Raw genomic sequence first — 19,435 nt, 5'->3', positions numbered from 1 at the left:
CCGGCGTGGTCGCGGACTGGTTTTCGGCCCGAAGGCCATCAAACAACGTATCAACCAGACTGGAGTGCGTCCAACTGAGACGCCCTCACGTGCAGATATCGCGCTCCATGCCCACCGCCAAACAGTCCCCGGCGACAGGGATCGGGCGGAATCGGGCCGGGTTCCAATTTTCTTGTGACCCCCACTCAGATGTGCACCTTTCCGGTCTTATGAATCACCGAATCGACGTTGAGCGGAAAGTGACAGGCCACGAGGTGGCTAGCCGGTCCGGTCGGTTCGGGCAGCAGATGGGGGCGAATCCCGCCACCGCCCACCTGCAGTGGGGGTTCGACGCGCGCGCAGATCTCCTGGGCGGCCGGGCATCGTGTGCGGAAGCGGCATCCGCTCGGTGGGTTCATCGCAGACGGGAGTTCTCCACGCACCCCGAGCTGGGTCTTCTGCTTCTCGACGGCGGGGTCTGCGACCGGAATGGTATCGATCAGCCCGCGTGTGTAGTGGTGGTTCGGTCGCGAATACACGTCGACTGCCGACCCGATCTCGACCAGCTTGCCCAGATACATGACGGCGATGACGTCGGAGAGGTAACGCACCACCGAGAGGTCGTGGCTGATGAAGAGATAGGTGAGCTCACGTTCCCGTTGAAGCTCCTTCATCAGATTCAGAACCTGCGCTTGGATCGACACATCGAGTGCCGAGACCGGTTCGTCGGCCACAATCAGAGCGGGCTGGAGCGCGAGCGCCCGGGCGAGCCCGATGCGTTGGCGTTGTCCACCCGAGAACTCGTGCGGATAGCGTTCCGCCGAACTGCGGGGAAGCCCGACGGCATCGAGCAGTTCGTCGACCCGCGTGTTGCGGTCCCGCGCGGTGCCGACGCGTTGAATCTCGAGAGGTTCCCTGAGAACGGCCCGCACCCGCATGCGCGGATCGAGGGAGGCGTAGGAATCTTGAAACATGAACTGCACATTCCGGCGGCCCTCGCGCGCTTCCTTGCCGCGAAGGCTTTCAACGGGGCGTCCACGAAACAGGATGCGCCCGCTGGTCGGCTTTTCGAGACCAACCACCAGCCGACCGAGTGTGGTCTTACCGCACCCCGACTCGCCGACAAGCCCGAGGGTCTGGCCGCGGCCGATCGAGAGGGAGACCTCGGCGACGGCACTGATGGCACCCACCTTGCGTCGCGCGATTGCACCGGCAGTCACCGGAAAGTCCTTCACGAGACTCTCGAGCTGCAGGAGCGGTTGCGACGTGGCGGGCATGTCGGCCTTCGGCGCCACCCACTCCCGGTTCTCGGTGAGGAGGGGGTCGCTCACTGTCGCGCTGGCGGCTTCATGTTTGGCGGCAAGTTCTTCGGCTGAGCCGAGGGGCTCGGTGCAGGGCACGAAACAGGCGAACTCCTGCACTCCTGTTTTCAGTGCCACAGCCTCCAACGTCGGCACGACAGTGCGGCAGACGTCAGTCGCAAATCTGCATCGCGGCGCAAACCGGCAGGCCGGGGGCGGGGACACGAGGTCGGGGGGCAGCCCCGGAATTGAATAGAGCAGGGCACCGGTGCCGGCAGCACGCTCCGGAAGAGCTTCGAAGAGCGCCTCGGTGTACCGGTGCCGCGGCCAATCGAACAACGTGCTGGTGGTGGCCATCTCGGCAATCTTGCCGGCATACATGACGGCAACCCGGTCGGCCCTCCCGGCGATCACACCCAGGTCATGGGTGACCAAGATCATGGCCATGTTCAGTTCGACGCGCAGGCGATCGATGAGTTCCAAGATCTGCTTCTGAATCGTGACGTCGAGTGCCGTCGTCGGTTCGTCGGCGATCAGTAACTTCGGTTCGCAGATCAGGGCCATCGCGATCATCACACGCTGGCGTTGCCCACCCGACATCTGGTGCGGATACGTATTGAGGTTCCCGGCGGCGTTCGGAAGTCCCACCAACTCGAACATCTTCAGCACCGACTCGTTGGCCTCGGACCGGCTCAGGCCGCGGTGCAGCACGAGAGGCTCGCCCACCTGCTCACCAATGGTCTGCACCGGATTGAGACTCGTCATCGGGTCTTGAAAAATCATGCCGATGTCTCCACCCCGCACCGAGCGCATCGTGGCCTCAGACGCCGAGGCGAGGTCGAGGCCGTTGAAGAGCACCTGACCGCCGACGATGGATCCGCCCGGCGGCAGTAGGCGCTCGATTGACAAAGCGGTCATTGTTTTTCCGCTGCCGGATTCCCCGACCAGCCCCAGCGTTTCGCCGGCCTCGACAGCGATGCTCACCGAGTCGAGCGCGTGCACCGTCGACTTGCTCAGACGGATGTCGGTGCTGAGATCAGTGATTTCGAGCAGTGCCATCGCTCTTCCCTTCGCTGGGTGAAACTCTCGTCGTCGCTGCGAGCCGCTCTACCGACGTTGCAGTCGGACTTCGACCGAGTCGCGCAGCCCGTCACCAACCAGGTTGACGGCCACCACGACCAGGATGATCGCGAGTCCCGGGGGGTAGATCAGCCACCAATAGTTCGTGAAGATGTTCTGAGTGCCGTCACTGAGCATCCCGCCCCAGTCGGTGGCCGGCGGCGCAATTCCCAGGCCGAGATAGCCGAGATAGGCCACGAGCAGAATCGCATCCGCAACCTGGAATGTCGCGTTCACGATGACGGTGCCCACGACATTGGGCATGATGTGCCGTGAGACCGAGCGCCAACTCGAGCCACCCATCACCCGCACGGCCTGGACATATTCGCGCACCCGCAGTGTGAGCGATTCCCCGCGCACGAGACGCGCGGGGATCAGCCACGCGGTCAGACCGAGAACAAAGATCATCACCGGGATGCTCGGCTGCACGATCGTGACGAGGAACAGGAGCAGGAACAAGATGGGGATCGACAGGATCGCGTCGACGATACGCATCATGAGTCCGTCGATCACCCCACCGAAGAAACCGGCGATTGCCCCCCACAGTGTGCCGATGATCGTGGCGATAGCTGCTGCCGCGAACCCGACGATGAGCGAGGCCTGCCCGCCGATCATCATGCGGCCGAGCTGGTCGTAGCCGGCACCGTCGGTGCCCAGCGGATGCCCGGGACCCGGCGGCAGATTCACATCAGCCAGGTTGACGGTCACCTGGTTGGTCGGATAGACGAGAGGGCCGAGAAAGCAGAACACCACGGCGAGAAAGACGATGACGAGGCCGGCGATCGCAAGCCGATTCTGAATGAAGACTTCAAAACCGAGCCGAAACATGCTCTTGGGCTTGCCGACGGGGAGGCCCGTGGGAAGCACGACGATCGGGGCCGACTCGTTCGGCTCGACGGGAACGGGCGTCATTGTCGAGTCGTCGCCGAATTCCTGCTCTGGGTTCTGTCCCATGGTCATAGTTTCACCCGCGGATCTATGATGACGAGTGAAATATCCGCCACCAGATTGCCAATTACCGTTGCGAACGCCGTGACGATCACGACGCCGAGTTCCACCGGGTAGTCGGATTGCTGGGCGGCATTCCAGAACAGCAGCCCCATACCGGGAAAGTTGAAGATGGACTCGGTGATCAATGCGCCGGCGAACAGGGCCGGCAGCGACAGGCCGAGCAGCGTGATGATGGGGATGAGTGCGTTGCGCAACACGTGCCGACTCAAGACACGCGATTCCGAGGCGCCCTTCGCCCGGGCGGTGCGCACGTAGTCTTGGTTCACGTTGTCCAGCACCGAGGAACGCATGTAGCGCGAGAAGCCCGCTATTCCGAGCAGTGCGAGCGTCACGATCGGAAGGATCATGGCGTCGAAGTCGCTGAAGATCGGACCGATACCGTTTGATTGGGGTGCTTCGGGCGGGAACCAGGGCAGTTTCTGTGAGAACCAGTCGATCATGACGAGGCCGATGAAGAACGTCGGTGCGGCGTAGAAAATGAACGAAAGCGCCGTCGCAATATAGTCGAATGCCCGGTTGCGGCGTACCGCCTGGTAGATGCCGACGGGGATGGCGATGATGAGAGTGAGCAACAGCGCAAAACCGCCGAGGATCAGTGTCTTTGGCAATCGTTGGACCAGCAGGGAACTCACCGACTGGTTGAGTTTGTAGGAGAAGCCGAAGTTGCCGGTCGCCCAGTTGCCGAGGTCACGAAAGTACTGCAGGATCAGGGGCTGGTTGAGTCCGTTCTCGGCGTTGAACGTCGCGATCTGTGCCGGTGTCGCGCGCGGGCCGAGAATGGCGTGTGCGGCGCCACCGGGAAGCGCCTGCAAGAGAATGAAGACGATGATCGTGACGACGATGACGACAGCGATAGCCTGCACGACACGGCGCAGAATGTAGCCGAGCATTCAGTCACCTCCGTCGTCGGGGTGGTCCGGCACCGTCCGGAGAAACCGAACGGTGCCGGTGGATCCAGGTCACTCAGTAGTGCCACTCTTCGGGGGTGAGGGTTCCGAATGGATTCAGGGGGGTGACGCCCTGAAGCCCGTTGGCCACCTCAACCAGCGAGTAGGTGTAGTTGGGCGACCAGATGACCGGGAGGTCCTTGGCCAGTGCATCCTCGTACGCCTGCATGACTGCGGTGCCGCTCTGTGTTGCGGTGTTGTTGATCAGCGTGTCGATCGCCGGGTCGGAGTAGCTGCCCGAGTTCGATCCGGCACCGGTGGCGAATAGAAGCTCACCGGTCGGGTAGAAGTCGGGCACGTAGACCCAGCCACCGCCCCAGTTGCCGATCTGCCAGGTGCAGGTTGCGCCCGTGCACGGGACGGTGTTGCCGATGACGGTGTTGAACGGCTGCGGCTGCAGGGTGAGACTGATTCCGACCTCGGCAGCGTTTGACTTCAGCGACTGCATCCCCGTGGTGATCGACTGAGTACCACTGGCATACGGCAGATCAAACGAGAGTTGCTCGCCGGCCGTAATGCCTTCACCACACTCGCCGGTCGCCGTGCCCGGCTTGGCACAGGTGGAGACACCGCCCGGAACCACCGTCCACCCGTTGTCGGCCAGGTACTTCTTCGCGGCGCTGATACTGAAGGGATACAGATTGTTCTGTTCCGACTTCGAAATCAGCGGGCTGTCGGGTGGCACCAAGGGGACCGGGCCGTCGGTGATCACGCCGTAGCCTTTCGCTGCTGCATTGATGATGGAGACCTGGTCATAGACCGATTGGAGTGCTTGCCGAAAGTAGAGCTGCTTGAAGATCGGGCCAACAGTGGGGTTGTTGAAGTTAATCGGGAAGTAGTTCACTCCGTACAGGAACCAGGGGTCCAGGGTGTAGTTGGCGCTCAGTGGATTCGGGCCGGCCTCGGTTGCCGGTGTGTTGGGCGGCTTCGGCTTACTCAAATCTTGCGTCGGAATGTAGCCGACGTCGATCGTCTTGTTCGCATTCAGCACGTTGAACTCCGCGGCATCGGTCGTGAATGGAACCTCGATGAACTCCTTGATGCTCGGCTTGGTCGGGCCAGAGTACTTCGGGTTCGGAACCATTGTGACGTGGCCGTCAGAGCTGAAGCTCTTGAGCTGCCACGGTCCGTCGACGACCGACCAAATTGCGCTGGTCGCATAGGTGGGGAGGTCCTTGGACTGAGCGTTCAAGTAGGCGTAGACGGCGGCGCAGCCCGAGACATCGGTCGCGCAGGTTCCCTTCGCTGTGGCGCTTGTCATGTCCCAGGCCATCGGCATTGGGGTGATCTGGCTCAGCTGGTTGTAGAGGAACCACTGCTCGCTGTAGGCCTTGTCGGTCGTGAAGACGATGGTGGAGGCATCGGGGGTGGCGACCGCAGTCACATTGTCGGGGAATTGGCCGGGAACATAGGCTGCCCAGTTGGCCTTTTCCGCGGTTTCCATGTTGAACCAGAACAGAACGTCCTGCGAGGTGACTTTCTCGCCGTTGCTCCATTCGTAGGGCTTGAGTGTGACGGTCACTGTCGTGCCGCCATTGCTGAAGACCGGGGCGTTGGCAAGACTGAGGGAGTCGTTGATGGCCGGGCTGCCTTTGTTGTCGCCAAACCAGTACAGCGTGCGATACATCGGCAGCTGCAGTTCAGAGGAGTTGGTGAGGCTGAAGTTGGCCAAGGAGGCGAACGGCCAAATCCAGTTTGGAATCGTGTTCGGGGGATCCGCGAAGGTCACCGTGTTTGCGCTTTTGCCCGGTGCGCTTGCGTTGGCGGTGGTCCCACTCGACGTGCAGCCAGCCAGGATCAGTAACGACATCGCTCCCACGCAGAGGGCGATCTTCTTGACCGTCCCCGTTCTGCCGAGCCCCAAGGTTTTCATGAGAATGTACCTCCTTGGCCGACACGGGTCGCGCTCGTGCGAGACGTCGAATCGGTTTTCTCCCCAAAACTGTACGCTCCAATTCAGCCGCCGATCCGGAGAATCCTCACAGACGGATGCCGGGTTTTTCGCCCCTGTGCGGGGGATAGTGTCGCTTCGACAGCGGAACTACACTGTGGCCATGCCGCAGCCTCACTCTGAAGCATCTCGCATCCTGGGTCGCCGATTGCGTCAGCGCCGGCGGGAACTCTCGCTCAACCAAGAGCAGGTTGCGCAGCGCGCCGGGCTGAACGTGTCGAGCTATGCGCGCATCGATCGTGGCCACGGAAATCCCACGTTCCACACGCTGATCCGGCTGGCCGGTGTACTGGTGATCGAGCCCGGCGAATTGGTCGCCGGGTTCACTGCGGCGCATTTGGTGGCGGCGCCCGACGCGTGGCCGAGCCCGGAGGGGCATCGCATCACGCACTAGTCGCCTCAGAAACGAGGTGTCACGATGAGTCCTGCCCGCGGTCTTGCTCGCACGTTCGACACCAAGCGGGGCCGGGAAAAGATATCGGTGGCTGCTGTCGCCGGAGTCGATCTCGACGTGGCCGAGGGCGAGATCGTCGGGTTTCTCGGCCCGAACGAATCTCTGGCTGCACATTGAGGATTTGCGTTCAGAACGGGGAGCGACGATCTTCCTGACCACTGCGCTTGAACCTGCGCAACCCGACCTGGGTGATCATCAGGCTGGTTCAACCCGTCCTGTATCTGGGCCTTTTCGGACCGCTCCTGACGCCTCCGGCCGAGCGTATTTGAGCGGGTGACTCCCGCCAGTCGAACTGCTCTCCTACTGGGGCGCGTTCTGCGCGACGTCGTGCTGTTGTTCGTGCACGGTGTCGTGCTCGTTGCCCTCGGCTTCGCATGCAGACCGACCGGTTCGATCGGCGGTGAGCTGCTGGGCCCTGGGCTCACCATGCTTCTCGGCGGTGCCTGTTCCGCCTCGTCGAATGCTCTGGCGCTGACCACCACGAGTGAAGACGTGCTCGCTCCGATCCTGAACAGCGTGGCGTTGCCGGTCCTGCTGCTTTCGGGAATCCTCCTGCCCATCAGTACGCGGACGTTCCGGAGGGAGAACGCCTGAATTGACGCTCCGAGGCCCGGGGCGGGTCAGGCGGGAACGATCCCGTAGTCTGCATTGTATTTCGCCAGGACGTCGTGAATCGGAGCGTCGAGTACGAGCGAGCCCTTATCGAGGTACAGGCCGCGCGAGCAGAAACGGCGCAGGTCGCGTTCGTTGTGCGAGACGATGAAAAGCGTGCGCCCACCGGCCAGCAGCTCCTCGATCCGGCGATAGCACTTCTCCCGAAATGCTTTGTCGCCCACGGCGAGCACCTCGTCCACCAGCAGAATCGGTTCTTCCAGCCGTGAGATCACGGCGAAGGCAATGCGCACCTTCATGCCGCTGGAGAGATGCTTGTACGGAGTATCGAGGAAGTCTGCGATCTCGGCAAAGTCGATGATGTCGTCGAAGCGAGAAGCGATCTGCTTGCGGGTCATGCCATGTAGGCCAGCCGTCAGGTACACATTGTCACGCACGCTCAGATCGTCGACGAACCCACCCGTGATCTCGATCAGAGGTGCAACGCCCTCGGCGACGTGCACCGTGCCCTCGTCGGCAAGTACGACTCCGGTGACGAGCTTCAGCAGGGTCGACTTCCCCTGGCCGTTTCGGCCGACGACGCCAATGGCTTCGCCCGGTTGCACCGTGAACGAGACGCCGCGGAGCGCCCAAAACTCGCCGGGGCGCGACCGGCGGCTGCGACGTGCGAAAAGGTCTTTGAAGGAGCGCCGACCGCGTCGGTTTCTGCGGAAGCGTATGCCGACGTTGTCCAACGCGATGACCGGTGCCGGCACTAGATCTCCTTCAAAACCGCGCGCTCTGTGCGCATGAAGACGAGGATGCCGACGAGCAGGATGACGACCGACACGGCCGCACTGACCCCGACGGTCATCCAGTTGAGCTCCTGGGGAAAGAAAGCCGAACGATAGAGGCTGAAGATGCCGCTGAGCGGGTTGAAGCCTGCCCAGAAATGCAGCTCGGCGGGAAGATTCGTCGTCGAGTAGATGATGGGGGAGGCATAGAAGAGAAACCTCAACACCAACTTCACCGCACGCTCCAAGTCGCGGAAGAACACAACGAGCGGCGCAACGATCAGCCCGACCCCGGCGGTGAGAACCGTCTGAATCAGGATTGCAAGCGGGAACAGCAGGGCCTCGATGTGCAGCGGTGCCTGATAGATGATCGCGAAGAGCGCGAGCACAGGCAGGGAGGCGACGAACTCGATCCCCTTCGACAATACGAGGCGGTTGACCCAAATCGATCGAGGGATGCGGGTTGATCTGATCAGTTTTGCTTCGCGAAGAAATGCTCGGGTCGAGTCGGAGATGGTGCCGTTGAACCACATCCAGGGAAGAAGGGCGCTCAGGAGAAAGATGATGTAGGGGTCTTCGCCGACTCCGCGGTGAAAGATCTGGGTGAAGACGAACCAGTAGATCCCGGCCATGACCAACGGATCGAGGATCGACCAGAAGTAGCCGAGGAGAGAGGTTGAATAGCGAACTCGCAGATCGCGTTGCGTCAGCAGCCAGAGCGCATGACGATAGCGCGCGAACGGTGTGCGCTGCCCCGGGCGCACTTCAGCGTAACTACTCACACGTTCTATCGTAGGGCCGCTGGGCCGAGGAATGGTTCCGGTCGGGAACCCGACAGGCGCAGCCGTTGCCTAGACGAAAAGGTTGGCCCGCTCGAGGTCCTCGGCAAAATCAACCTCGACGGCGTAGAGGTCGGAGATGTCGACCGGCTCGACAAGCATGCGGTTCTTCTCAATCGCAAGCTCGATGCCGCGCTCGAAGTAGTCCTGGTCATCGACCTTCGAGAGGTGGCGGAGCAGAACTGCCTTGTCGACGCTCGAAATGTAGTTGATGCCGACAGCCTCGCCCAAGCCGCCACGCACCGTCTTAGACAGTTCTTTGATGTAGCCTTCGGCACTCGTTGTGTACTTGACTTCTTCGTCGGAGACCTTCGAGGTGTTCACCGTGACGAACGACTGATCGCGCGCCATCATCGCCGCGGCGCGGTCAAGGATGGTCGGGTCGAAGACGACGTCACCGTTCATCCACAGCACTCCGCCGGGGCCCGAAGCCTGAAGCGCACGCATCAGGCTCTTGGACGTGTTGGTCTGGTCGTACTGCTCGTTATAGACGAAGGATGCCTGCGGGAAGGCCTCGATGATGTGCTCGAGCTTGTATCCGACGACGATGGTAACTTTCGCCTTCCGGCCGAACGCGTGCTCGATGTTGTCGAACTGCTGTCCCATGATGGTGCGGCCGTCGCTGAGTTCAGTCAACGGCTTCGGCAGTGAGCGGCCGAGTCGGCTGCCCATGCCCGCTGCAAGAATGACTACCTGGGTGGTCACGATTATCTCCTCAAAAAAGGTGTGAGCATTCAACCGGAGCCTTCAATGCTGAAGAATTTGCTCACGGTTTGCCCAAAAGTTCACGTTAAGACACACCGTTATGCCACTTCCACAGTAACCGCGCACCCTGACGACAGTGAAGAATTCGTGCAGCCGTATCCAATTCGTGATAGAGCATGGAGGATTCTCCCAGGAAAAGCGACGGTGTTCATCTGCGCAGTGGCGCGCGTCACGGGCAACGCAGCGGGCCGAGGCTTGGTAGGTTTGGCTGGTGACTTCCGTGCCTACTCCTCCTGAGCCTGACCAGCCTGTGAATGACATGCCCGGAACCAAATCGACCCCCGCACCGGCCCCTGCACCGGCCAAGCCTGCCGTGGGGCAGAGTTCGACTGTGATGACGGCGGCAGCGACGCAGGCGCCTGCGAACGGCGCGCCTGCCAAGTCCACAGCCGCGAAGAGCACGCCCGCCAAGGCAACGCAGGCGAAGAGCACGCCCGCGAAGAGCACGCCCGCGAAGGCAACGCAGGCGAAGAGCACGCCCGCGAAGGCAACGCAGGCGAAGAGCACGCCCGCGAAGGCAACGCAGGCGAAGAGCACGCCCGCGAAGTCCGTTCCCGCGAAGAGCGTTCCCGCGAAGAGCGTTCCCGCGAAGTCCACGGCAGCGAAGAGCGCGCCTGCGAGGAGCACGCCGGCGAAGTCCACGGCAGCGAAGAGCGTCGTTGCGAAGTCGACTCCTGCGAAGTCCTCAGCAGCGAAGAAGCCACGAAGTGAATCCACGTCGGCCCAGGCCGCCGCACTCGTCACCCAGCCAGGCCGCGCCGTCTCCGAGGCTGTCGAGGCGAGTGCCGCTGCCCCTGACCGTGAGGCCACCGATCGCTCGGCTGAGGCCCCCTCCCGCAGCGTTGCAGCGAAGAAGCCACAGCGCCGAACTCCGGTTTCCACGAGCGTAGTCTCGGCTCGGGCATCGGCTGCGGCGGCTGAATCACCCGTCGCTCCAGAAGCCCCGGTTGTGATGGCCGTCCACGGACTCGAGAAGTCGTTCGGGCAGAACATGGCCGTTGCCGGCATCGATCTCGAAGTTCGTGCCGGATCCTTCTACGGGATTGTCGGTCCGAACGGTGCCGGCAAAACGACAACTCTCTCCATGATCACCGGCCTCCTCCGACCTGACGCCGGTTCGATTCAGATTCACGGAATCGACGTCTGGAGCGATCCGCTGAAAGCGAAGCGCATCGTGGGAGTGTTGCCCGACCGACTGCGTCTCTTTGACCGACTGACCGGTGCACAACTTCTTCACTATTCGGGTGTCCTCCGGGGGCTTGACGGCGAAACGGTACGGACCCGTGCTGCCGATCTGGCTGCAGCATTCGGCCTGGACGACGCGATGAATCGCCTGGTTGCCGATTACTCAGCCGGAATGACCAAGAAGATCGCGCTCGCCTGCGCCATGATCCACTCGCCTCGACTGCTTGTGCTCGACGAGCCGTTCGAATCGGTTGACCCGGTCTCCGCCGTCAACGTGACCGAAATTCTGCAAAAGTACGTGGCGAGCGGTGGCACCGTGGTGCTGTCGAGCCATGGAATGGATCTGATTCAACGGGTATGCGACCATGTGGCGATCATCGTGCAGGGGCGAGTGCTCGCGTCGGGAACGATCGATGAGGTTCGAGGCGTGAAGTCACTAGAAGAGCGTTTCGTCGAGCTCGCCGGCGGACGCAAGGTGGCGGAAGGCATGGAATGGTTGCACAGCTTCTCGGACTAAAGCTCCGTCTGATTGCGAACATCTTCCGGCGCAGCCCCTGGCAAATCGTTGGAATTGTCGTTGGGCTGGCCTACGGGCTGGGGGCGGCCGTCGCGCTTGCGATCCTGCTCGTGAGTCTGCGCTTCAGCGGGGATCTGGCGCTGATTCGGGATGGCCTCATCGTCGGCGGCTCGCTCGTCGTTGCCGGCTCGCTCGTGCTGCCTCTCATCTTCGGCGTCGACGACACGATGGACCCACGCAAGTTCGCCCTCTTCGCAATGCCCACTCGCACGCTGTCGTTCGGTCTGGCCGTATCGGGGCTGATCGGGGTTCCGGCCGTCGCACTCACGGTCGTGACGCTGAGCACTGTGGTGACCTGGTCGCGCGGGATCGGTGAGACCGTACTGGCCATCATCTCGGCGGCACTCATCGTCGCGACCTGCATCCTCGCCTCACGGGTCAGCACATCGATCGGCGCTTTGCTTCTGTCCTCCCGGCGGTCGCGTGAGTTTTCGGGAGTGTTCGGTGTGCTGCTTGTGCTTTTGATCTCGCCGGTCGTGGTTTTGCTGGTGTCGATGGACTGGGGAACTTCGGGCCTGCGGGTACTCAGCGAATTCGCCGGCATCCTCGGCTGGACGCCGTTGGGTGCTGCGTGGGCGGTGCCCGGAGACGCAGCGACGGGACTCTGGGGTTCCGCACTTCTGAAGCTCGTGATCGCTGGAGGCACGCTCGGGGGCGCCTGGTTCGTCTGGCAGCGACTCGTGGCCCGTATGCTCGTCACGCCCGGGCGTGAGGTCGCAGCGAAGCAGTACGGCGGACTTGGCTGGTTCGATCGGCTTCCGCACACTCCGGTGGGGGTGATCGCTGCACGCAGCTTCACCTATTGGGGGCGTGACTCGCGCTATTGGGCGTCGCTCATCATGATTCCGGTCATTCCTTTCATCGTGCTTGTTCCCCTCTCGATTGCCACTGTTCCGGTGCACTACCTGGCTTTGCTTCCGGTGCCACTGATGTGCATCTTCCTTGGCTGGGCATTGCACAACGATGTCGCCTACGACAGCACTGCCATCTGGTTGCACGTTGTCTCGGGCACCCGTGGCGTCGCAGACCGAATCGGGCGCCTGGTTCCGGCCATCGTCACCGGCATCCCGGTCATCGGCTTGGGATCGGCACTCAGCGTCGCAGTCTACGGAAGTTGGGCGCAATTGCCCGCGCTGCTGGGCGTGAGCACCTGCCTTCTTCTCACCGGACTCGGTTTCGCCAGCTTTACCTCGGCACGGTTCCCGTACCCCGTTACGAGACCCGGCGACAGTCCGTTCGCCCAGCCCCAGGCATCCGGCACCGCTTCTGCCCTGATCCAGTCGTTGACTCTCTTCGGATCGGTGCTGCTGTCGTCTCCGGCGATCATCGCGGCAGTCCTGGGGATCTTCGTGGATCCATCCTGGAACCGACTCGCTTTGATCTTCGGTGTTGGTGTCGGCGTCGTGGTGCTCGTCGGAGGGGTGTGGTTGGGGGCGCGTACTTTTGACCGGCGCGGACCCGAGATGCTTGCGTCAGCTCTGCGCGCTTAGCGTCGTCGCCCACACGCTGGTCACTCCCAGCGCCGGTGTCTAAACTGGGATCATGACTCACGAATTTCGCGCAAGCATCGCAGACCCAGGACAGCCGGGCGGCGGCACCTCGACTCTCGACCGCGAGCTCGAGGAGCTGCTTAATCAGGAACAGATCGAGCCCGGTGACCACGAGCGTTTCTCGCACTACGTGCCCAAGAACAAGATCATGGAGTCGGCGCTGACCGGCAAGCCGGTTCGCGCGTTGTGCGGCAAAAAATGGTTGCCCGGCCGCGACCCCGAGAAGTTCCCGGTGTGTCCGTCGTGCAAGGCCATTTACGAAAAGATGAAGGCCGAGTAACGCTAGCGGTAGGTCGTCGGGATAACGGGTTCGCCCCGACCGAGCCGGAAGGCTTCGAGCGGCAGTTCGCGCATGACGGATTCGTGGTGGGTGCGAGCGAGCTGGGTACCCGCCGCGCCCAGGTAACGTTCATCTATTGCGCCCTGATTGATGAACGGCACCAGCAGGGCCCGGTTCAGGCCTGATGTTCCGGAATCCTCGGGGAGGCCAGCCGGTCCGTCGCCGAGAAGAACGATTTCTTCGTGGGCGATCCCCGAGGCGTCGAGTCGTCGGACCGCATCCTTCCGTCCCCCGACTGATGCCTTCGCGGTCGAGGTCTTCGCGACTGGAATCCAGGCGCCGGTGTCGTCGGTGTGGGCGACCAGCTTGTAGACCATCCCGGCGGCCGGCGATCCCGATCCGGTCACGACCGAGGTGCCAACACCGAAAGCATCGACGGGTGAGCCGGAGAGCGCGGCGATGGAGTACTCATCGAGGTCACTGGTTACGGTGATCGTCGTGTTGACCGCGCCGAGTTCGTCGAGTTGTCGGCGCGCCGCAGCGACGACGGTCGGCAGGTCTCCAGAATCGATGCGAATGGAGCCGAGGCCGACACCGGCAACCTTCACGGCCATGTCAATTCCACTCTCGATGTCGTACGTGTCGACCAAGAGAGTGGTGTGTGCGCCGAACGAGTCGACCTGGGCCCGGAACGCCGTCTCTTCGCTGTCGTGAAGCAGCGTGAAGGAATGGGCAGCGGTGCCCATTGTGGGGATACCCCAGGTGCGCCCCGCTTCCAGGTTGCTGGTGGCCGAGAACCCTGCGATGTAAGCGGCACGGGCAGCGGCCACCGCACCGTATTCGCTCGTACGGCGCGAGCCCATCTCGGCGATCGGGCGGCCGAGACTCACCGACACCATGCGTGCCGCGGCGCTGGCCACCGAGGTGTCGTAGTTGAGCACACTGAGAATCAAGGTTTCGAGGATGACGGCCTCGGCGAAGGTGCCTTCTACGACAAGAAGTGGCGAGCCCGGAAAATAGGCCTCCCCTTCCTGATAACCCCAGATATTGCCCTGGAACGAATAGTTGGCCAGCCAATCGAGTGTGGGGGAGCGCACAACCTCGTTGTTACGCAGCCACGAGAGCTCGGCATCCGTAAAGCGAAAGTCGCGGATCAACTCCAGGAGGCGACCGGTGCCGGCAACGATGCCATAGCGGCGTCCGGCCGGCAAACGGCGCGCGAACGCCTCGAACATGCACTCTCGATGGGCCGTGCCGCTGTGAATTGCGGCATCTACCATCGTGAGTTCGTAGCGGTCGGTGCGAAAGGCGCTGGTCTCGGTCACAGTCAAAAGCCTAGCCGTCCGCCGTGCAGCACTAAGCTTGATGATCGTGACTGACGCACCGATTGGGATCTTTGACTCCGGAGTCGGAGGCCTGACTGTCGCCCGGGCGATCAAGGACCAGCTGCCCAACGAATCCATTCTCTATATCGGAGACACGGCACACTCGCCGTACGGTCCGAAGAAGATCGCAGACGTGCGTGGCTACGCACTCGACGTACTCGACGACCTGGTGGCCCAAGACGTCAAGATGCTGGTCATAGCCTGCAACACAGCATCCGCGGCCATGCTGCGTGACGCGCGGGAGCGCTACAGCGTTCCCGTCATCGAGGTCATTCAGCCGGCGGTGCGTCGCGCGGTCGGCACCACGCGCAACAATCGGGTCGGCGTGATCGGCACAGCGGGAACCGTCAATTCGCGCGCGTACGACGATGCGTTCGCCGCAGCCACCCAGATTCAGCTGTTCAGCCAGGCCTGTCCCCGATTTGTTGAATTCGTCGAAGCCGGTGTGACAACGGGGGACGAGGTGCTGGCCGTGGCCGAAATGTACTTGGCACCCTTGAAAGCGTCGGGCATTGACACTCTCGTTCTGGGCTGCACCCACTATCCCTTCCTCAAAGGCGCCATTTCGTACGTCATGGGCGAGGACGTCGCTCTGGTCTCGAGCGACACCGAGACCGCCAATGATGTTTACCGCGTTTTGGTCGGTCAAAACCTGCTTCGTGCGCGGGGCAACCCGCCCAGCTACCGTTATGAGGCAACGGGCGACAGCGCCGAAGATTTTCTTGCCCTGGCCCACCGTCTGATCGGTCCGGAAGTGTCCCAGGTCGATCTGATTGAGACCGGCTCTGTCAATCTTCACGACCTCGCCGCGGCCCGCACGCTTTCCCCGTCCACCCCCGTCAAGGAGAACCAGTGACCGACATTCTGCGTGCCGATGGCCGCACCAACGACCAGCTTCGCCCCGTCACCATCGAACGCGGCTGGAGTGCCCAGGCCGAGGGGTCCGCCCTGATCTCGTTCGGGCGCACCAAGGTGCTCTGCACCGCCTCATTCACCAATGGTGTGCCGCGCTGGATGGCCGGCAAGGGCAAAGGCTGGGTGACCGCCGAATATTCGATGCTTCCTCGGTCGACCAACTCTCGCATGGACCGTGAATCGGTCAGGGGCAAGATCGGCGGCCGCACGCATGAGATCAGCCGGTTGATCGGGCGCAGCCTGCGTGCCGTCGTCGACATGAAGGCGCTTGGCGAGAACACCATCGTCATTGACTGCGACGTTCTGCAGGCGGATGGCGGCACGCGAACGGCCGCAATCACCGGCGCCTACGTTGCCCTTGCCGATGCGCTGGAGTGGGGCCGCACCAAGAAGTTCATCGGACAGAAGGCACAGCCGCTGATCGACAGCCTCTCGGCCGTTTCGGTCGGCATCATCGACGGTGAACCGATGCTCGATCTGGAATACACCGAAGATGTGCGTGCCGAGACGGACATGAATGTCGTCGTCACCGGCCGCGGCCTGTTCGTCGAGGTGCAAGGCACTGCTGAGGGGGCGCCATTCGACCGACGCGAGCTCGATTCGCTTCTGGATCTCGCCCTCGCCGGCGCGGTGAACCTCACGGAGTTTCAGAAGATTGCACTGGAGAACCGCGCGTGAACCGTGTCGTCCTCGCTACACACAACCAGCATAAAGTCGACGAGCTGCGCCGCATCCTCGACGTGACGCTGCCGGGCATCGAAGTACTGGCCTATGACGGGCCGGAGCCCGTTGAAGACGGCGCGACCTTCGCAGAGAACGCCTTGATCAAGGCACGCGCCGCGGCAGCCCACACGGGGCTGCCGGCGATCGCCGACGACTCGGGCATCTGTGTCGATGTCTTGGGTGGGTCGCCCGGCATCTTCTCAGCGCGCTGGGCTGGGCCGGGCCGGGACGGTGCAGAGAATCTGCGCTTGGTGCTCTGGCAGATCAGCGACATGGCCGACGAGCATCGTGGTGCCCATTTCACCTGTGTCGCCGCACTTGCACTGCCTGACGGAACGGAACGGCATGTGACAGGGATCTGGCCGGGTCAGATACTGCGGGAGGCCACCGGGGAGGGCGGCTTCGGGTATGACCCGATCTTCAAACCGAACGGTCATGACAGCTCGGCCGCCGACTTGGCGCCTGGTGTGAAAGATGCCGAGAGTCACCGTGCGATCGCCTTCGGCGAACTCGTCCCGGTGCTGACGGAGTTGCTGCGACCGTAGCGGGATTGCCCGGCCCGCGCTGCTGAGAACAACACTCATTCCCAACTAGCGCGCGGGCTGGCTTCCGTTGAGAAAGGCTCGTACCGTGGAGGTATGGGTCACGATCATTCTCATTCAACGGGTACGAACCGCAGCAGACTGTCGGTGGCGATCGGCATCGTTGCGTGCGTTTTGGTCGTCGAAGTTATTGGCGCATGGCTCAGCGGTTCTCTGGCTCTTTTGGCCGATGCCGGGCACATGTTTTCAGATCTCGCCGGTCTCAGTGTCGCGCTGACGGCGACGCTTGTCGCCGCGCGTCCGGCCACCGACCGGCAAACCTACGGCTATCAGCGCGCCGAGGTGTTCGGCGCGCTCATCAACGGCGTCATTCTGATTGTTGTGGCGGCTTTCGTGGTGGTTGGCGCCGTCTCTCGACTGCTCAGTCCCGAATCGGCCGAACTCCATGCGACGCCGATGCTCGTCGTTGCGATCATCGGCTTGGGGGCGAACATCGTGGCGATGCTGGTGCTGCGGCCGGCGGCTGAGGCGTCGATCAACATGCGCGGAGCGTATCTCGAGGTTCTCGGCGACACGTTGGGTTCCGTGGCCGTCATCGTGGCGGCAGTCGTCATCCTGACCACGGGCTTCGGACAGGCCGACGCGATCGCCTCGCTGCTGATTGCGGCGCTCATCGTGCCGCGTGCGTACTCGCTGCTCCGGGATGTGGTGCGGGTGCTCAGCGAGTCCGCCCCGGCAGATACCGACGTCGCTGAGATCCGGGCGCATCTCTTGGGCACCGCTGGGGTCGTTGCGGTGCACGATGTGCATGTCTGGGCGATCACCTCGGGAGCCCATGTGTTCAGCGCTCACGTTGTCGTTGAACCGCAGGTACTCAGCAGCGGGGGAGCAGGTGCTCTCCTCGACAGGTTGGCGGAATGTTTGGCGCACCACTTTGACGTGGAACACTCGACGTTTCAATTGGAACCGGCCGAGCACGCAGCACACGAAGACCATCTGCACCACTAGCGGATGCGCGATGGGTTAGGCCTCGTGCTTGCCCTCGTGGTCGGTGTTGAAGGCATCCGACGGTAAAACGAGGTTTCCAGTCGCCGTCTGCCCCTCGCGGTTGGCCTTTTTTGCCTTCGCACTGGACTGCAGGTAGTGAATGACCGTGGGAATCAGGGTGATGACGACTGCGCTGATCAGAATGAGGTCGATATAGGACTTGACGAAATCGGCGACGGGCGGGATGAGATTCAAGAGGTAACCGAAGTAGGTCAACCCGGCGCCCCAGATCATTGCCCCGATGAAGTTGTACAGCGAGTACTTGCGATAGTTCATGTGCCCAACGCCGGCGGCTACGGGAGCGAAGGTACGCACGATGGGAACGAAGCGGGCGAGGATGACGGCCATTCCGCCAAACTTCGCGAAGAACGCATTGGTTCGTTCGACATTTTTGACGCTGAAGATTCCTGATTCCTTGCGTTCGAAGACGCGCGGACCCAACTTGTGTCCGATGAGATAGCCCACCTCACCACCGAGGAATGCGGCAAACCCGATCGCGAGACAGACCCACCAAATGTCGATCTGAATCAGCGTGCCTGTGAGGAGGCCGGTGATGACGAGAAGGGTGTCACCGGGGAGCAGGAAACCAATCAGCAGTCCTGTCTCGGCGAAGACAATCGCACACACGACGACGAGAGCCCAGGGTCCCGCAGAGGTGAGAATGACCTCCGGGTCGAGCCATGGGATGAGCGAAGTGTGGAACACGAGTGAACTCCATAATGCATTGGACAGCTCTAAAAGCGGAGACGGTAGAAGGTACAAAGTACAGGTTAGCCCGATTAGGCGACCGTTCCTCCCACGGCTACTCCCCAGAGATCTGGTCGGACACCTGGGCTTTCGCTGCTGCCTCGCGTGTCTCGCGTCGGTCTTCTCGCCAGGTGCGGAATCCGAAGATGATCGATGCGGCGATGAAGACGCCGGCAATGACATACGCCGCGTTCTTGACTCCTGGAATCGCAGCAGCGTAGTACCCGATCAGGGTGAGCCCAACGCCCCAAGCCAGAGCGCCCACGGCGTTGCTGCTCAAGAACTTGTAGTAATTCATGCGGCCGACGCCGGCCACAACCGGAACAAAGACCCGGCCCCAGGGCATGAAGCGGGCGATCACCACGGACCACCAGCCGAATTTGCGGTAGAAATTCTCGGTCTTCGCAATTGCAACGCGGGTGCGCCGACCGCCGTGCCGATCCAGGTAGCCGCGACCATACCGGCGGCCGAGCAGGAAGCCGACCTGGTCGCCCAAGAACGCTGCGATACCGGTGCCGACGGCAAGCACGGCGATGCTCAGGTTAGGCGTGGATGCCGCAACGAGGCCTGAGCCGAACAGCAATGAATCACCGGTGACGAATGGAATGAAGACGCCGAGAAAAAGTGCGGTGCCGGCAAAAACCAGACCCCAGATGACGAGGTAGAACAGAATTGCTCCGCTGTGCCCGAGCAGCTCGTCGAGCTGGCCGTCGAGCGCTGACGCGTGGAGCAT

General features: G+C 62.3%; 21 protein-coding genes. 10 read left to right on the top strand and 11 right to left on the bottom strand.

Features of this window, described 5'->3' with window-relative positions:
- Positions 1 to 185: 185 nt before the first annotated feature.
- From HNR05_RS07080 to HNR05_RS07065, 4 genes are all read right to left on the bottom strand, one after another.
- Positions 186 to 2,339, bottom strand: a complete 2,154-nt coding sequence (locus tag HNR05_RS07080) for an ABC transporter ATP-binding protein (RefSeq protein WP_179578376.1) — start codon at positions 2,337 to 2,339, stop codon at positions 186 to 188.
- 48 nt (positions 2,340 to 2,387) lie between these two features.
- On the bottom strand, positions 2,388 to 3,353 hold the full coding sequence (locus HNR05_RS07075; protein ID WP_246318365.1) for an ABC transporter permease: 966 nt from the start codon (positions 3,351 to 3,353) through the stop codon (positions 2,388 to 2,390).
- 2 nt (positions 3,354 to 3,355) lie between these two features.
- Positions 3,356 to 4,300: an ABC transporter permease gene (locus HNR05_RS07070; protein ID WP_179578375.1), complete on the bottom strand. Its 945-nt coding sequence runs from the start codon at positions 4,298 to 4,300 to the stop codon at positions 3,356 to 3,358.
- Positions 4,301 to 4,373: 73 nt separating this feature from the next.
- Complete coding sequence (locus HNR05_RS07065) at positions 4,374 to 6,230, bottom strand: ABC transporter substrate-binding protein (protein ID WP_179578374.1); 1,857 nt, start codon at positions 6,228 to 6,230, stop codon at positions 4,374 to 4,376.
- Positions 6,231 to 6,411: 181 nt separating this feature from the next.
- Between HNR05_RS07065 and HNR05_RS07060 the strand changes: the two genes are divergently transcribed.
- From HNR05_RS07060 to HNR05_RS07050, 3 genes are all read left to right on the top strand, one after another.
- On the top strand, positions 6,412 to 6,702 hold the full coding sequence (locus HNR05_RS07060) for a helix-turn-helix domain-containing protein (protein WP_179578373.1): 291 nt from the start codon (positions 6,412 to 6,414) through the stop codon (positions 6,700 to 6,702).
- A gap of 24 nt (positions 6,703 to 6,726) precedes the next feature.
- Positions 6,727 to 6,879, top strand: coding sequence for a hypothetical protein (locus HNR05_RS07055; protein WP_218868837.1), 153 nt, complete (start codon positions 6,727 to 6,729; stop codon positions 6,877 to 6,879).
- A gap of 156 nt (positions 6,880 to 7,035) precedes the next feature.
- A complete protein-coding gene (locus tag HNR05_RS07050) occupies positions 7,036 to 7,356 on the top strand; it encodes an ABC transporter permease (protein WP_218868836.1) in 321 nt (106 codons plus the stop codon).
- Between the two features lie 26 nt (positions 7,357 to 7,382).
- Here the strand turns inward: HNR05_RS07050 and HNR05_RS07045 are convergent, their stop codons facing one another.
- From HNR05_RS07045 to HNR05_RS17545, 4 genes are all read right to left on the bottom strand, one after another.
- Complete coding sequence (locus HNR05_RS07045) at positions 7,383 to 8,129, bottom strand: ATP-binding cassette domain-containing protein (protein ID WP_179578372.1); 747 nt, start codon at positions 8,127 to 8,129, stop codon at positions 7,383 to 7,385.
- Positions 8,129 to 8,929 (bottom strand): ABC transporter permease, encoded by an 801-nt coding sequence (locus HNR05_RS07040; RefSeq protein ID WP_343062494.1) that lies wholly within the window; start codon positions 8,927 to 8,929, stop codon positions 8,129 to 8,131. Before HNR05_RS07040 ends, HNR05_RS07045 begins: the two co-directional genes overlap by 1 nt.
- Positions 8,930 to 8,998: 69 nt before the next feature.
- Positions 8,999 to 9,691, bottom strand: coding sequence for an NTP transferase domain-containing protein (locus tag HNR05_RS07035; protein WP_179578371.1), 693 nt, complete (start codon positions 9,689 to 9,691; stop codon positions 8,999 to 9,001).
- A 42-nt stretch (positions 9,692 to 9,733) separates the two neighbouring features.
- Complete coding sequence (locus HNR05_RS17545; protein WP_179578370.1) at positions 9,734 to 10,633, bottom strand: pentapeptide repeat-containing protein; 900 nt, start codon at positions 10,631 to 10,633, stop codon at positions 9,734 to 9,736.
- Between the two features lie 70 nt (positions 10,634 to 10,703).
- Between HNR05_RS17545 and HNR05_RS17540 the strand changes: the two genes are divergently transcribed.
- The 3 genes from HNR05_RS17540 to HNR05_RS07015 are packed head-to-tail and all read left to right on the top strand — an operon-like array spanning position 10,704 to position 13,343.
- Complete coding sequence (locus HNR05_RS17540; RefSeq protein ID WP_179578369.1) at positions 10,704 to 11,453, top strand: ATP-binding cassette domain-containing protein; 750 nt, start codon at positions 10,704 to 10,706, stop codon at positions 11,451 to 11,453.
- Positions 11,429 to 13,003, top strand: a complete 1,575-nt coding sequence (locus tag HNR05_RS07020; protein WP_218868835.1) for a hypothetical protein — start codon at positions 11,429 to 11,431, stop codon at positions 13,001 to 13,003. The genes HNR05_RS17540 and HNR05_RS07020 overlap by 25 nt, the downstream gene beginning before the upstream one ends.
- Before the next feature lie 52 nt (positions 13,004 to 13,055).
- Complete coding sequence (locus HNR05_RS07015) at positions 13,056 to 13,343, top strand: DUF3039 domain-containing protein (RefSeq protein WP_179578368.1); 288 nt, start codon at positions 13,056 to 13,058, stop codon at positions 13,341 to 13,343.
- Between the two features lie 2 nt (positions 13,344 to 13,345).
- Here the strand turns inward: HNR05_RS07015 and HNR05_RS07010 are convergent, their stop codons facing one another.
- Complete coding sequence (locus HNR05_RS07010; RefSeq protein ID WP_179578367.1) at positions 13,346 to 14,668, bottom strand: nicotinate phosphoribosyltransferase; 1,323 nt, start codon at positions 14,666 to 14,668, stop codon at positions 13,346 to 13,348.
- Positions 14,669 to 14,714: 46 nt separating this feature from the next.
- On the opposite strand from HNR05_RS07010, the gene murI reads away from it, so the two are divergent.
- The 4 genes from murI to HNR05_RS06990 all read left to right on the top strand — a co-directional run bounded on the left by murI (position 14,715) and on the right by HNR05_RS06990 (position 17,916).
- Positions 14,715 to 15,584, top strand: a complete 870-nt coding sequence (murI, locus tag HNR05_RS07005; RefSeq protein WP_179578366.1) for a glutamate racemase — start codon at positions 14,715 to 14,717, stop codon at positions 15,582 to 15,584.
- The gene (rph, locus tag HNR05_RS07000) at positions 15,581 to 16,321 is read left to right on the top strand and encodes a ribonuclease PH (protein WP_179578365.1); all 741 of its coding nucleotides are present in this window, start codon (positions 15,581 to 15,583) and stop codon (positions 16,319 to 16,321) included. Before murI ends, rph begins: the two co-directional genes overlap by 4 nt.
- Positions 16,318 to 16,911, top strand: a complete 594-nt coding sequence (rdgB, locus tag HNR05_RS06995; RefSeq protein WP_179578364.1) for an RdgB/HAM1 family non-canonical purine NTP pyrophosphatase — start codon at positions 16,318 to 16,320, stop codon at positions 16,909 to 16,911. The genes rph and rdgB overlap by 4 nt, the downstream gene beginning before the upstream one ends.
- Before the next feature lie 93 nt (positions 16,912 to 17,004).
- Entirely contained in the window at positions 17,005 to 17,916 is a 912-nt protein-coding gene (locus HNR05_RS06990; protein ID WP_179578363.1) for a cation diffusion facilitator family transporter, read from the top strand.
- A 15-nt stretch (positions 17,917 to 17,931) separates the two neighbouring features.
- Here HNR05_RS06990 and HNR05_RS06985 read toward each other — a convergent pair whose 3' ends face one another.
- Positions 17,932 to 18,660: a VTT domain-containing protein gene (locus HNR05_RS06985; RefSeq protein WP_179577139.1), complete on the bottom strand. Its 729-nt coding sequence runs from the start codon at positions 18,658 to 18,660 to the stop codon at positions 17,932 to 17,934.
- Between the two features lie 97 nt (positions 18,661 to 18,757).
- Positions 18,758 to 19,435 (bottom strand): DedA family protein, encoded by a 678-nt coding sequence (locus HNR05_RS06980; protein WP_179578362.1) that lies wholly within the window; start codon positions 19,433 to 19,435, stop codon positions 18,758 to 18,760.

The sequence above is a fragment of the Leifsonia psychrotolerans genome (assembly GCF_013410665.1).
Lineage (GTDB): Bacteria > Actinomycetota > Actinomycetes > Actinomycetales > Microbacteriaceae > Cryobacterium > Cryobacterium psychrotolerans_A.
The sequence above is the reverse complement of the archived record's forward strand: the minus strand, read 5'-3'. Positions and strand labels throughout refer to the sequence as shown.

What these genes read in the sequence shown, in the direction of transcription:
- HNR05_RS06980 (WP_179578362.1), bottom strand. Translation starts at nt 19,435, where the DNA reads ATGCTCCACGCGTCAGCGCTCGACGGCCAGCTCGACGAGCTGCTCGGG.
- HNR05_RS07070 (WP_179578375.1), bottom strand. Translation starts at nt 4,300, where the DNA reads ATGCTCGGCTACATTCTGCGCCGTGTCGTGCAGGCTATCGCTGTCGTC.
- HNR05_RS07060 (WP_179578373.1), top strand. Translation starts at nt 6,412, where the DNA reads ATGCCGCAGCCTCACTCTGAAGCATCTCGCATCCTGGGTCGCCGATTG.
- HNR05_RS17540 (WP_179578369.1), top strand. Translation starts at nt 10,704, where the DNA reads ATGGCCGTCCACGGACTCGAGAAGTCGTTCGGGCAGAACATGGCCGTT.
- HNR05_RS07065 (WP_179578374.1), bottom strand. Translation starts at nt 6,230, where the DNA reads ATGAAAACCTTGGGGCTCGGCAGAACGGGGACGGTCAAGAAGATCGCC.
- HNR05_RS06990 (WP_179578363.1), top strand. Translation starts at nt 17,005, where the DNA reads ATGGGTCACGATCATTCTCATTCAACGGGTACGAACCGCAGCAGACTG.
- HNR05_RS07080 (WP_179578376.1), bottom strand. Translation starts at nt 2,339, where the DNA reads ATGGCACTGCTCGAAATCACTGATCTCAGCACCGACATCCGTCTGAGC.
- HNR05_RS07075 (WP_246318365.1), bottom strand. Translation starts at nt 3,353, where the DNA reads ATGGGACAGAACCCAGAGCAGGAATTCGGCGACGACTCGACAATGACG.
- HNR05_RS07020 (WP_218868835.1), top strand. Translation starts at nt 11,429, where the DNA reads ATGGTTGCACAGCTTCTCGGACTAAAGCTCCGTCTGATTGCGAACATC.
- HNR05_RS07015 (WP_179578368.1), top strand. Translation starts at nt 13,056, where the DNA reads ATGACTCACGAATTTCGCGCAAGCATCGCAGACCCAGGACAGCCGGGC.
- HNR05_RS07055 (WP_218868837.1), top strand. Translation starts at nt 6,727, where the DNA reads ATGAGTCCTGCCCGCGGTCTTGCTCGCACGTTCGACACCAAGCGGGGC.